This is a genomic window from Microbacterium elymi (assembly GCF_021582895.2).
Taxonomy (GTDB): domain Bacteria; phylum Actinomycetota; class Actinomycetes; order Actinomycetales; family Microbacteriaceae; genus Microbacterium; species Microbacterium humicola.
Genome location: NZ_CP091139.2, coordinates 333,130 through 346,100, shown reverse-complemented (window position 1 = coordinate 346,100; position 12,971 = coordinate 333,130). Strand labels below are relative to the sequence as shown.

Genomic DNA, 12,971 nt, shown 5'->3' with positions numbered 1-12,971 from the left:
GCGTGCGCGTAGGGTCAGAGCGTGAAGTCGGGCGGGGTGACAGCAATGAGAGCGCGGGCGAGCTCTTCGGCGGTTCGGTCCTGGCCGGCCTCGAGCCACCACGATAGGACTGCGACGAGACCGCCGCCGATGTAGCGTGCGGTCACCTGCGGGTCGGCATGCAGATGTGCGCGGGTCCGGAGGGTGGCCAGCGATTGTTCGACCAATGCGGTCGTCACGGCATGCGCGTATTCGTCTCTTCGGCTGAGCAGTTCGCCGTAGATCTCGCGGCGATCGGCGAGGAATTGCGCAAGGCTGACGAGGAGGCGTTCGTTGACCTCTCGTTTGTGTCCGCCTTCGCGCACCGCGATGCGTGCCAGCTCGGTCATCGCCTCGCTGAACTCGGTGAGTGCGACGGCGGCCAGATCGCTCAGGCCGCTGAAGTGCGCGTAGAAGGAGGATCGGGTGACGCCCGCACGTCGCACGACGGCGCTCACGGTGACCGGCGCCGCTGCGTTCTCATCAAGCAGGTCACGGTAGGCATCGACCAGCTTCTGCCGGGTTCGCAGGACGCGACGGTCGGTGCTGTCGGCCCTGCGTGCGCGGAGATCCTCCTGTTTGCGGTCATCGTTCACCCTCACAACATATCGAGGGTCGCAGAGCGCACGTCGCTCTGCGACCCTCGATGCTGTGATCAGGCAGGGTGATATCCCGGGCGCAGCGGCGGGACGATGACACCCTCCGGGATCGGCCGGTCATACGGTGTCTGCGCGATGATCTCCTCGAACTCCGACCGGGCCGCAGCGAGCAGGTCCGGGTCGCTGAGAAGATCCAGCGCCGTGGCGGCCATGACCGTTGCACCATGGACCATGCCCTTGTGTGCGGCGGCGCTCTTGCCCTGTGCCACCATCTGCCAGGAATGCCCGGGTGTTCCCAGAGCGGCCGTGCCCGCGACGATCTGCACGGTAGGGGTGACCCAGCTCACGTCGCCGACGTCGGTGGAGCCGGTCATCTGGAACCGGTGGGCGGGATCGGCCAGCGGAAGGATGCCGTCGAAGTACGGCGGAGTGTCGGCGGACAATCCGCGCATCCGCCGTGCCAGCGTCTCGGCGCCCTCGGGCAGCCCTTCGGCGATCCGCCGTCCGTACTCCTGATCCGCCTCATCGAATGGCACGCCGCCCAGTTCCGTGACGTTCGCGTACAGCCGCTCCTCGAGCGTGCGGTTCGGAAGCAGTTCGGCGCAGGCGCCGTCGAACTCGATCTCCACCTCGGTCTCGGTCATCATCGCGGCCCCCTCGGCGACCTTCTTGACGCGCTCGTACAGGGTGCGCATGCGAGCTACAGTGGGGGACCGCACGATGTAGTACAGCTCGGCCGTCGGCTGCACCACGTTCGCGGAAGGGCCGCCGGCATCAGTGAAGGCGTAGTGGATGCGCTCGGAATCGTCCATGTGCTCACGGAGGAAGTTGACCCCGACGTTCATCAGTTCGGCCGCGTCGAGCGCGCTTGCGCCCGTGCTGCGGCGCCGCGCCGGCGTGCGAGGCGACCCCGCGGAATCGGAAATACGCCTGCGTGTAGGCAAGAGACTTCCACTGATCCGCCGACATCGTGTCGCCCGGGTGGTTCGTCACGGCGGCATCCACGTCCTCGAAGGCTCCGCCGGCGACCATGAACGTCTTGCCGGCCGCTCCTTCTTCGGCGGGACAGCCGTAGTAGCGCACGGTGCCCGGCTGCCCGGTGGCCTGCGAGGTGGCGGGCGACCGCGACCGCGGCCAGCAGCGATCCGGACCCGAGCAGGTTGTGGCCGCAAGCCGTGACCGGCACTGGTCGTGTTGCCCGGGTCCGGTTCGCGGATGGTGGAGCCGGCGGCCTGGCTGAGGGAGGCCAGCGCGTCGTATTCGCCGAGGAAGCCGATCACGGGGGATCCGGACCCCCATTCGGCGGAGAACGCGGTGGGAACGCCGCCGGCTTCGCGGGTGATGCGACCGCCGAATTCCTCGGCGGCTTCGATCTGCTTGGCCATGGAGCGATGCTCCTCCCAGCGCAGTTCCGGGTGGTCCCAGATCTCATCGCTGAGCCGGGTAAACCGGTCACCGAACTCCTCCACGAGCGGCTTCACGGCGGAGATGGACGTCGCCTTCCGAGTGTCCACAGTTGTCATCTCTGTTCCTCTCATCTTGTTCGAGTCTTGGTGCGCGCCCTCAGGCGGGGTGATATCCGGCGCGCAGCGGCGGCGCTACGACGCCTTCGGGGATCGGGCAGTCGTACGGTGTCTGCGCGATGACGCCCTCGAATTCCGCGCGGGCCGCCTGCAGCAGATCGGGGTGGGTGATCAGATCGAGCGCGGTGGCGGCCATCGCCGTCGCCGAGTGGATCATGCCCTTGTGCGCCGCCGGGCTCTTGGCCTGGGTGACGAACTGCCAGGAGTGGGCGGGCGTGCCGACGACGTGCGTTCCGCCCGTGATCTGCACGGTCGGGGCTATCCAGCTGACATCGCTGACGTCGGTCGATCCCGTCATGAGGGCACGTCGGTCCGGGTCGACGAGGGCGGGGATACCGTCGAAGTAAGGATGACCGTCGACGGGCTGTCCGATCCTGAGCTGTCCGGCTGCTGCGGCGCCGTCTGGAAGCCCTTCCGCGATCAGCCGACCGTACTCCTGATCCGCCTCATCGAACGGCACCGGGCCGAGCTCGACGACGTTCGCGTGCAGTGCTTCCTCCAGCACGCGGTTCGGCAGCATTTCGGCGCAGGCGCCGTCGAACTCGATCTCCACCTCGGTCTCGGTCATCATCGCGGCCCCCTCGGCGACCTTCTTGACCCGCTCGTACAGCGTGCGCATACTGACCACGGTGCGGGAGCGGACGATGTAGTACAACGCTGCGGTCGGCTGCACCACGTTCGCGGAGGGCCCGCCGCCATCCGTGAAGGCGTAGTGGATGCGATCGGAATCGTCCATGTGCTCACGGAGGAAGTTGACCCCGACGTTCATCAGCTCGGCCGCGTCCAGCGCGCTGCGCCCGTGCTGTGGCATCCCTCCGGCGTGCGAGGCGACCCCGCGGAACCGGAAATACGCCTGCGTATACGCGAGTGTGTTCCACTGCGTCGTGGTCATGGCATCCATCGGATGCCATGACACCGCGGCGTCGACGCCGTCGAAGGCTCCGCCGGCGACCATGAAGGTCTTGCCGGCCGCTCCTTCTTCGGCGGGACAGCCGTAGTAGCGCACGGTGCCCGGCTGCCCGGTGGCTGCGAGGTGGCGGGCGAGAGCGACGGCTGCCAGCAGCGATCCGGCGCCGAGCAGGTTGTGGCCGCAAGCCGTGACCGGCACTGGTCGTGTTGCCCGGGTCCGGTTCGCGGATGGTGGAGCCGGCGGCCTGGCTGAGGGAGGCGAGGGCGTCGTATTCGCCGAGGAAGCCGATCACGGGGGATCCGGACCCCCATTCGGCGGAGAACGCGGTGGGAACGCCGCCGGCTTCGCGGGTGATGCGACCGCCGAACTCCTCGGCGGCTTCGATCTGCTTGGCCATGGAGCGGTGCTCTTCCAGCGCAAGCTCGGGGTGGCCCCAGATCTCATCGCTGAGCCGGGTGAACCGGTCACCGAGCTCCTCCACGAGCGGTGTGACCGTCGCGATCGAGCTCACTGTCTGCGCGTCCATCGTCATCTGCGTATCCTTTCTGCCGCGGCGTGTGGTTGCGTCCTCGCTCACGACATGTCCTCGAGCTCGGGGTCCTCGACCACAGGCTCAGCCTTCTTGCGCCCCGGAAGCACCAGGGCGAGTACGACGGTGGCGACCACCGAGACCGCGATGCCGATCAACGCGAAGATCGGGATGAGCGGAGTCAGTACGAGCTGGACCACAAGACCCACGACGATCGCGATGGCCAGGATGCGCGGCTGCGGGTTGCTTGCGACCATCTGCACGATCACGCCGCCCATCACGGCCGGGAGTACGAACGTCTGGATGGAGGTGACGATGTCAGCCGGAATGACATTGAGCACGAGAGTGCCCAGGATGCCCACGAAGATGATCAGACTGAGCAAGTGCGTCGCGGCCGCGCCGCAGATGGCCAGCACAGCTGCCAGCTGTCCTCGTTTGGTCTCGGGTCGGGCACCGATGGTCGACTGCGCCACGATGGCGGACGGCAAGCTTGTTCGAGATGTTCCCGATCATGAAGGCCTGGTACATGCTCGCAGGACCCAGGATGGGGAAGTATGACAGCGGCTCGATGAACCAGAGCGACCCGAACGCGACGGCCACGGCCAGGACCCCGGTGACCACGGCGCTGGGAGCCACACCCAGCTGTACGGCGATGGTGCCCGGGCCGGTGACCATGATGATCATGGCGATGATCATCGTGATCCGGCCCCAACGGGACGTCGTGGTGTCGAATGCCGACCAGGCTGCGGTGGCGGTGTCGGCGGAATCAGTGGAGGTGGGGTCGTTCACAGTCGCTTCTCCTGAGGCTCGATCGATGGCGCTCATGCGATCCCCGCATTGCTGACGAGGATGCCGACGAAGATGCCGATCACGAGTGAGAAGCCGAGTCCCCACTCGCGCAGCCATGGTTGCCGTGCGGCCTTGGCCAGCCAGAGGCAGAGGACCATCACGAGGCCGCTCACGATCACGACGATCGACGCGGCGAGCCCGCGTTGGAACTGTTGGATTCCGAAGGTTCCGAACGCGCCCAGCAGAGCCGCGGCAGGGATGATCGCCATGGCTCCCGCGGCACCCGCCGTGCTCTTGGACTCGAGCTTGTTCGAGCCGCGTTTGAGCAGGGGAGTGGCGATCAGTGTCACCAGCATCCACCCCGCTCCGGACAGGGCTATGCACAGCAGCACCGTCGCGAACACGGCCTGCGTGTAGCCGTCGCCGCCCAGGGTGGCGTTCTGGGTGCCTGCGGCGATCTGCCCGCCGGCGACGTCGAACGCTGCGGAACCGATCAGGCCGATCCGGGTGAGGACGCCCGGGGTGCCGAACACCGCGATCAGGGTGATGGCGATGAGGGCTACAGCCATCGAGGGTCCGATGGCGGCCACGGCGCCGGCGCGGAATGAGCGCTTGACGTCGTCACCCGACATCCCGACCGCCGGTGCGGCCTTGCGCACGGCAAGGAAGTAAATGACGGTCTGGACGCCGATCACGACGAAGATGCCGCCCGCACAGAGCCACAGGATCGGCTGGTCGGCAGCGGCGAGGATGTCAGTTGATCCGGGATCGAGCGCAGTCAACGGTGAGTGCACGGGGAACTCCTCCTGATGGTGGACGTTGCAGGGCGCCGACTCTGGCGTCCTGAGTTCCCCTCTGTCCTTGTGCCTGAGAGTGTCGCGCGGAGCGCTCCCCTTCGGCGGGCCATCTCGGTGGCCGCTCTCCAGAGTTCCCCAGTCGCGGGTCCTTTTTGCCTGAGAGATTGGCGGGTGCTTGCCCCTTCGGCGTCCGCGTGTGCGGAACTCTCCCCTGCGACTTGTGGGCATCAGAGGCCAGGTGGGCCGCCGATGGTGATGCGTGTGGAGTTGGTGTCCTCAATGATGGACACTGTCCGATTGTATCGGAAGAGGCAGAAGATCACGATTGGGTAACGGCATCTCCGTATGACTTCTCTCACACAACGACAGTTGACAGGCCGCGCTTGGTCTGCATAGGCTCGCCGGGCAACCGAACAACGGACCATTGGATCCACTCGGGAGAATGCCGCATTCGCGGCTGCCGTAGGAGCAAGCCCTCCCCGGAATCTCTCAGGCGCACGTACCGAGCGGATCAGGTCACTCTGGAAAGCGGTGCGTCGCGCACCCGCCGACGGGGCAAGCACCGCACGCGCGGTGCGGAAACTCTCAGGCCGATGACAGAGGGGAGGAACTCATGTCAACCACTGTTGACGCCCTAACGAGGAGTTCCCACCATGACCATCGATGTTCAACCCTCCACTTCCCCCTCACCGCGTCGCTCGCTGACCTCGATCCCGTCATCGCCCAGGCTCTCGACCGGGAACTCGCCCGCGAACGCGCCGGACTCGAGATGATCGCCTCGGAGAACCATGCGCCGGTCGCTGTCATGCAGGCGCAGGGTTCGGTTCTGACGAACAAGTACGCCGAGGGATACCCGGGCCGCCGCTACTACGGCGGCTGCGAGGTCGTCGATGTCGTCGAGACGCTCGCGATCGAGCGCGCCAAGGAACTCTTCGGCGCCGCATTCGCGAATGTGCAGCCGCACTCGGGAGCCCAGGCAAACGCCGCGGCCATGCACGCACTCATCCAGCCTGGCGATACGATTCTGGGGCTGGACCTCGCACACGGCGGGCACCTCACGCACGGCATGCGGCTGAACTTCAGCGGCCGACTGTACGAGGTCGCCGCGTACCACGTGCGCGACGGCCACGTCGATATGGACGAGGTGCAAGAGCTCGCCCGGCGCCACCGCCCGCGACTGATCATTGCCGGGTGGTCGGCGCACACCCGCACGATCGACGCCGCGGCGTTTCGTGAGATCGCCGACGAGGTCGGAGCGTTCCTGCTCGTAGACATGTCCCACTTCGCCGGGCTCGTTGCCGCCGGCCTGCATCCGTCGCCGGTGCCGCACGCACATGTGGTCACAACGACGACGCACAAGACGCTCGGCGGCCCACGGGGCGGACTTATCCTCAGCAACGATCCCTCGACAGCCAAGAAGATCAACTCCGCCGTCTTCCCCGGCCAGCAGGGCGGTCCACTCGAGCACGTCATTGCGGCGAAGGCCGTCGCGCTCGGGATCGCGAGCACCGAGGAGTTCCGGGATCGTCAGCGGCGCACCCTGGCAGGCGCTCGCATCCTGGCCGAACGACTCTCAGCCGGTGACTGCGCCGCCGCCGGCATCGTGCTGGTCTCCGGGGGAACCGACGTGCACCTGGTCCTGGTCGACCTGCGCGACTGCGCCCTGGACGGCAAGAGCGCCGAGGCGCGGCTCGAGAGCATCGGGATCACGGTCAATCGCAACGCCGTGCCGGACGACCCGCGCCCGCCCATGGTCACCAGCGGCCTGCGTATCGGCACACCGGCACTTGCCACACGCGGCTTCGGCGACCACGCATTCCGCGAGGTCGCGGACGTCATCGCCACGACATTGATCGCGTCCGACGGGGCCGAGCTCTCCTCGCTCGCGCGGCGGGTCAGTGAGCTCGCCCTCGCGCACCCCCTCTACCCCGGGCTCACGCCGCTCGGTGCCGCGTCATGACCGTCGGGGTCTTTGACCTGTTCACCGTCGGAATCGGCCCGTCCAGTTCGCACACGGTCGGCCCGATGCGCGCGGCCGCCGACTTCATCTCACGCATCGACGTCGCACGCGTCGCGCGATTGGACGTCGAGCTGTTTGGATCGCTCGCCGCCACCGGCCGCGGCCACGGCACGCTGACAGCCGTGCTGCTCGGACTGGAGGGGTTGCATCCCGAAACGGTGCTGCCCACGCAGGTCGACAGCCGGAGCGCGGCGATCGAGTCGCAGCGCCGCGTCCGCGTGGGCGGTGTCACCGACGTGCCGTATTCCGCCGACGACATCCGGCTCAGCCCCCGCACGGTCCTGCCCGGCCATGCCAACGCCCTACGTCTGCAGGCATGGGACGCTGCCGATGAGATGCTGGATGCCGCGGTCTATTACTCCGTGGGCGGCGGGTTCATTGAGCGCGAGGGAGAGGCGGTGCATGCCGGTGCCGAGGTGGCCGTGCCGTTCCCCTTCGCGACTGCCGCCGAACTCCTCGCCCACTGCGAGCGCGAAGGCGCGCCGATCTCCGAGATAATGCTCGGCAACGAGGCGGCGTCGCGCTCGCAGGATGACGTCCGCGACTGCATCCTGCATCTTCGCGACGTCATGGACGAGTGCGTGCGCACGAGCATCGGCCGGGCCGATGTGCTTCCCGGCGGCCTGCGCGTACGGCGTCGTGCCCCCGCGTGGCATGCGCGGCTCATGGCGGAGGATCCGGACGCGATAGACCCCGGTCTCTGGCAGGAGTGGGTCAATTTCGTGGCACTGGCCGTGAACGAGGAGAACGCCTCCGGCGGGCGCGTGGTCACTGCTCCCACCAACGGTGCCGCTGGGATCATCCCGGCCGTGCTGTGGTACGCGACGCACACGGCCGCGCATGGCACCGGCCGCACCCGCGATCAGATCACGGTCTCGTTCCTGCTGACCGCTGCCGCCATCGGCGTCCTCTACAAGGCTCGCGCGTCGATCTCCGGCGCCGAGGTGGGGTGCCAGGGCGAAGTCGGATCGGCATCGTCAATGGCCGCAGCAGGCCTGGCCGAGGTGCTGGGCGGTACGCCGCAGCAAGTGGAGAACGCCGCCGAGATCGCCATGGAGCACAATCTCGGCCTGACCTGCGACCCGATCGGCGGGTTGGTCCAGATCCCGTGCATCGAACGCAACGCCATCGCTGCCGCGAAGGCCATCAATGCGGCGAAGATGGCTCTGTGGGGCGATGGACATCATCGGGTGTCGCTTGACCAGGTCATCGCCACGATGCGTGAGACCGGACGCGACATGAGCAGGCAAGTACAAGGAGACGGCGCTCGGCGGCCTCGCCGTGAACGTCGTCGAATGTTGAGCGGAAGGACGGACATGACACCCACCGAATCGGATCCGGCGCGCACCAGCCCCCTGCACGATCGGCATGAGGCCCTCGGTGCGACCTTCACCGACTTCGGCGGCTGGCTGATGCCGGTCCGCTACGCATCCGACCTCGACGAGCATCGTGCGGTCCGGGAGGCGGCTGGACTGTTCGACATCTCGCATATGGCGGAGTTCACCGTCGTGGGCGAGGATGCCGCGGCTTACCTCGACAGAGCACTGGCCGCTCGCCTGTCGGCGATGGCGGAAGGTCGGGCGAAGTACTCTCTGCTGCTCGCCTCGTCCGGGGGCATCCTGGACGACGTCATCGTCTACCGTCTGGCCGCGGATCGGTTTCTGATCATCGCCAACGCGGGCAACCGGGCCGTGGTGGCGGGCGCGCTCGCCGACCGCGTGGGCAGCTCCGGGTCGAGGTGGCCGACGTCAGCGATGCCTTCGGCCTGATCGCGGTGCAGGGACCCGCGGCTCGCGCGATCCTCCAGGCCGTGCCGGAGATCTCCGGCTGGGAGGACCCCCTGGAGGACGTGCCGTACTATTCGGCCACGCACGCAGCCTTCGCTGGCGAACCGCTGATGATCGCACGGACCGGGTACACCGGCGAGGACGGCTTCGAACTGCTCGCGCCCGCCGGCGTCGCACCGGCGCTCTGGGACGCAGTGCGGGCCGCCGGAACCGCGGCGGGCCTGGAGCCGGCGGGTCTGGCCGCGCGTGACACCCTCCGACTCGAAGCCGGCATGCCGCTGTACGGGCACGAGCTGTCACCGAACATCGTCCCGACGCAAGCCGGTCTCGGCCGGACCGTTGCCGGAGACAAAGACGACTTCGTCGGCAAGGCCGCACTGGAGGCGATCGTCGCCTCCGATGCACCGGTCCTGGTAGGTCTGGTCTCGGACGGCCGCCGCGCCGGGCGGGCGGGCTACGAGGTGTTCGCCGGCTCCGAGCGCGTCGGCGAGATCACCAGCGGCGCGCTGAGCCCCACCCTCGGGCATCCCATTGCGATGGCCTTCGTCGCGCCCTCCCACGCCGAGGTCGGCACCGCCTTATCCATCGACATCCGGGGAACCCGGATTCCCGCCACCGTCACCGCACTGCCGTTCTACCGGAGGAAGAAATGACCGACCTGACTGCACTCTCCTACACCGCCGAGCACGAGTGGATCTCGTTCGACGCGGACATCGCCACCGTCGGGATCACCGACTTCGCCGCCGACAAGCTCGGTGACGTCGTCTTCATCGAGCTGCCGGATGTCGGCGCCACGGTGGAAGGGGCCCAGGTATGCGGCGAGATCGAGTCCACCAAGTCGGTGGGCGAGCTGTTCGCGCCGCTGAGCGGCGAGGTCGTCGAAACCAACGAGGCCGTCGTCGACGATCCGTCGCTGCTGAACTCCGACCCGTTCGGCCAGGGCTGGCTGATCAAGCTGCGGGTCGACGCCGCGACCACCCCCGACTTCCTCGACCGCGACGCGTACGTGGCGCTGACGGACGGCCAGGAGTGAGCGTCGACGCGCGCGGGGAGTTCGCCCGCCGCCACATCGGCATCGACGACGCCGCGCAGCGGCGGATGCTGGATGCCCTCGGGTTCGCGAGTGTGGACGCGCTCGTGGACGCGGCGGTGCCGGCATCCATCCGCTCCACCGCGGCGTCTGCGCCGCGGACGACCACCGACATCCCGCCGGCCGCCACCGAGGCCGAGGCGCTGGCCGAACTGCGCGCCCTGGCGGACCAGAATCGCTCCGCCCGTCCGATGATCGGCCTCGGCTACTACGACACCTTCACCCCGTCGGTGATCACGCGCAACGTGCTGGAGAACCCGTCCTGGTACACCGCGTACACCCCCTACCAGCCCGAGATCTCGCAGGGACGGCTGGAGGCGCTCATCAACTTCCAGACCATGGTCACCGACCTGACCGGCCTGGCCACCGCGAACGCCTCGATGCTCGACGAGTCCACGGCCGTCGCCGAGGGGATGCTGCTGGCCCGGCGCGCCTCGAAGGCCGCCAGCCCGGTGTTCGTCGTGGACGCCGACGCGCTGCCCAGACCAAGGCCGTGCCTGCGCGTGCGGGCCGCCGCCGTCGGCATCGAGCTGGTCGAGCGGGCCCTCGCCGACGGGGCCACGCTGCCGGACGAGCTGTTCGGGGTGCTCGTGCAGTACCCGGGCGCGTCCGGGCGGGTGTGGGATCCGTCCGGCGTGATCGATGCCGCCCATGTGGCCGGCGGACTGGCGGTGGCCGCCGCCGACCTGCTCGCCCTCACGCTGCGCGTCGCCGGGCTCGCTGGGCGCGGATGTCGCGGTCGGCACGACCCAGCGCTTCGGCGTGCCGATGGGCTTCGGCGGCCCGCACGCCGGCTACATGGCGGTGCGGCAGGGGCTGGAGCGGCAGCTGCCGGGACGCCTGGTGGGCGTCTCGCAGGATGCCGCGGGCCAGCCGGCGTACCGACTCGCGCTGCAGACGCGCGAGCAGCACATCCGGCGAGAGAAGGCGACCTCCAACATCTGCACCGCCCAGGTTCTGCTGGCGGTGATGGCGGCGATGTACGCCGTCTACCACGGCCCGGACGGGCTTGCGTGCGATCGCGTCGGACGTCGCCCGCAAGACCACGGCGCTCGCCGGGCGGCTGCGCGACTACGGGCAGAGCGTGCACCACGACGCGTTCTTCGACACGCTGCGGGTGACCGTGCCCGGCACCGCGCAGCGGGTGATCGAGCGGGCGCGCTCCCGCGGATACCAGCTGTTCTGGGCCGACGAGGCCACGGTGGGCGTCTCGGTGGACGAGACCACGACCGCGGCCGACCTCGCCGCCGTGGCATGGGCGTTCGGTGCGCCGGATGCGGACGAGCACGGCGAGCGCGAACTGGACTGGGCCGACGCCGTGCCCCTGGCCGGGGTGGATGTCGTGCTTGCGCCGCGAGGACGAGTACCTGCAGCATCCGGTGTTCCACACGCACCGCTCCGAGACCGCCATGATGCGATACCTGAAGCAGCTGGCCGACCGGGACTACGCGCTGGACCGCGGGATGATCCCGCTCGGCTCGTGCACCATGAAGCTGAACGCGGCCACCGAGATGGCGGCGATCGGGTGGCCCGAGTTCGCGCGCGTGCATCCGTTCGCGCCCGAGCGGGACGTGCGCGGATACCTGGCGATGATCGAGCAGCTGGAGACCTGGCTGGCCGAGGTGACCGGCTACGACAGCGTGTCGCTGCGAGCCGAACGCGGGCTCGCAGGGCGAGCTGGCCGGGCTGCTCGCGATCCGCGGCTACCACCGCGGCAACGGCGAGGAGCAGCGCACGGTCTGCCTGATCCCGTCGTCCGCGCACGGCACGAACGCGGCGTCGGCGGTGCTGGCCGGGCTGCAGGTGGTCGTGGTCGCCTGCGACGAGGCCGGCAACGTCGACCTCGACGATCTGCGGGCGAAGATCGCCGCGCACGCCGACACCCTCGCGGCGCTGATGATCACCTACCCGTCCACGCACGGAGTGTACGAGCAGGATGTCGTGGCCATCACCCAAGCCGTGCACGACGCCGGCGGGCAGGTGTACGTGGACGGGGCGAACCTGAACGCGCTGCTGGGATTCTCGCGGTTCGGCGACCTGGGCGGGGACGTATCGCACCTGAACCTGCACAAGACGTTCGCGATCCCGCACGGCGGCGGCGGCCCCGGCATCGGCCCGGTGGCAGCGAAGGCGCATCTGGCGCCGTACCTGCCCTCGCACCCGCTCGCGCAGCGCGCCGACCACGCGGGGGAGTCCGGTTCACCGGCGGGCCGGTCTCGGCCGCGCCGTATGGCTCGGCCGGCATCCTGCCGATCTCGTGGGCGTACATGCGGATGATGGGCACCCAGGGGCTGCGGGATGCCACGGCCGCCGCCGTCCTGTCGGCCAACTACCTCGCCGCCCGGCTGCGCGAGCACTTCCCGGTGCTGTACACGGGGGAGTCGGGCCTGGTCGCGCACGAGTGCATCCTCGATCTGCGTCCGCTTGCGCGAGCAGACCGGGATCACCGTGGACGACGTCGCCAAGCGGCTGATCGACTACGGCTTCCACGCCCCGACGATGTCGTTCCCCGTCGCCGGGACGCTGATGGTCGAGCCGACCGAGTCGGAGGACATCGACGAGCTCGAGCGGTTCGTCGAGGCGATGGTCGCGATCCGGGCCGAGGCGCTCGCGGTCGCCGCCGGGCAGTGGCCCGCGGATGACAATCCCCTCGTGAACGCGCCGCACACCGCGGCATCCGTCGTCGCAGGGGAGTGGACGCACCCGTACCCGCGCGAGGTCGCCGTCTACCCGGTGCCGTCGCTGGTGCGCACGAAGTACTGGCCCCCGGTGCGCCGGATCGACAACGCCTGGGGCGACCGCAACCTGGTCTGCGCCTGCCCTCCGGTCGAGGCGTTCGCCTGACCCGC

9 protein-coding genes, 3 pseudogenes and 3 riboswitches are annotated in these 12,971 nt (G+C 68.8%); of the genes and pseudogenes, 6 read left to right on the top strand and 6 right to left on the bottom strand.

The genetic code is table 11. The features are described from left to right. Positions 1–14 precede the first annotated feature (14 nt). From L2X98_RS01885 to L2X98_RS01865, 5 genes are all read right to left on the bottom strand, one after another. Complete coding sequence (locus L2X98_RS01885; RefSeq protein ID WP_259612151.1) at positions 15–614, bottom strand: TetR/AcrR family transcriptional regulator; 600 nt, start codon at positions 612–614, stop codon at positions 15–17. A gap of 59 nt (positions 615–673) precedes the next feature. Further along, positions 674–1,462, bottom strand: coding sequence for a zinc-binding metallopeptidase family protein (locus tag L2X98_RS01880; RefSeq protein ID WP_259612150.1), 789 nt, complete (start codon positions 1,460–1,462; stop codon positions 674–676). A gap of 144 nt (positions 1,463–1,606) precedes the next feature. Continuing rightward, positions 1,607–2,140 (bottom strand): zinc-binding metallopeptidase family protein, encoded by a 534-nt coding sequence (locus L2X98_RS01875; protein ID WP_259612149.1) that lies wholly within the window; start codon positions 2,138–2,140, stop codon positions 1,607–1,609. Positions 2,141–2,180: 40 nt separating this feature from the next. Beyond that, positions 2,181–3,308, bottom strand: coding sequence for an amidohydrolase (locus L2X98_RS01870; RefSeq protein ID WP_435526238.1), 1,128 nt, complete (start codon positions 3,306–3,308; stop codon positions 2,181–2,183). Between the two features lie 375 nt (positions 3,309–3,683). Next, positions 3,684–4,127, bottom strand: coding sequence for a hypothetical protein (locus L2X98_RS01865; RefSeq protein WP_259612148.1), 444 nt, complete (start codon positions 4,125–4,127; stop codon positions 3,684–3,686). A gap of 11 nt (positions 4,128–4,138) precedes the next feature. Here L2X98_RS01865 and L2X98_RS01860 point away from each other — a divergent pair, with 11 nt between their 5' ends. Beyond that, a complete protein-coding gene (locus L2X98_RS01860; RefSeq protein WP_259612147.1) occupies positions 4,139–4,483 on the top strand; it encodes a hypothetical protein in 345 nt (114 codons plus the stop codon). Here L2X98_RS01860 and L2X98_RS01855 read toward each other — a convergent pair. After that, the gene (locus L2X98_RS01855; RefSeq protein WP_259612146.1) at positions 4,461–5,222 is read right to left on the bottom strand and encodes a DUF5058 family protein; all 762 of its coding nucleotides are present in this window, start codon (positions 5,220–5,222) and stop codon (positions 4,461–4,463) included. The two genes, L2X98_RS01860 and L2X98_RS01855, sit on opposite strands and share 23 nt — an antisense overlap. A gap of 137 nt (positions 5,223–5,359) precedes the next feature. Beyond that, a riboswitch (glycine riboswitch) is annotated at positions 5,360–5,447 on the bottom strand. 203 nt (positions 5,448–5,650) lie between these two features. Further along, a riboswitch (glycine riboswitch) is annotated at positions 5,651–5,740 on the top strand. Continuing rightward, positions 5,741–5,835, top strand: a riboswitch (glycine riboswitch). 3 nt (positions 5,836–5,838) lie between these two features. Here L2X98_RS01855 and glyA point away from each other — a divergent pair. The 5 genes and pseudogenes from glyA (at position 5,839) to gcvP (ending at position 12,966) form a co-directional block, all read left to right on the top strand. Further along, positions 5,839–7,185, top strand: coding sequence for a serine hydroxymethyltransferase (gene glyA, locus L2X98_RS01850; protein ID WP_259612145.1), 1,347 nt, complete (start codon positions 5,839–5,841; stop codon positions 7,183–7,185). After that, positions 7,182–8,547, top strand: a pseudogene (locus tag L2X98_RS01845) (L-serine ammonia-lyase). Before glyA ends, L2X98_RS01845 begins: the two are co-directional and overlap by 4 nt. A 14-nt stretch (positions 8,548–8,561) precedes the next feature. Then, positions 8,562–9,685, top strand: a pseudogene (gene gcvT / locus L2X98_RS01840) (glycine cleavage system aminomethyltransferase GcvT). Continuing rightward, on the top strand, positions 9,682–10,065 hold the full coding sequence (gcvH, locus tag L2X98_RS01835; protein ID WP_259612144.1) for a glycine cleavage system protein GcvH: 384 nt from the start codon (positions 9,682–9,684) through the stop codon (positions 10,063–10,065). The pseudogene gcvT and the gene gcvH overlap by 4 nt, the downstream one beginning before the upstream one ends. 65 nt (positions 10,066–10,130) lie before the next feature. Then, positions 10,131–12,966 (top strand): annotated as a pseudogene (gene gcvP, locus L2X98_RS01830) (aminomethyl-transferring glycine dehydrogenase). Positions 12,967–12,971 lie beyond the last annotated feature (5 nt).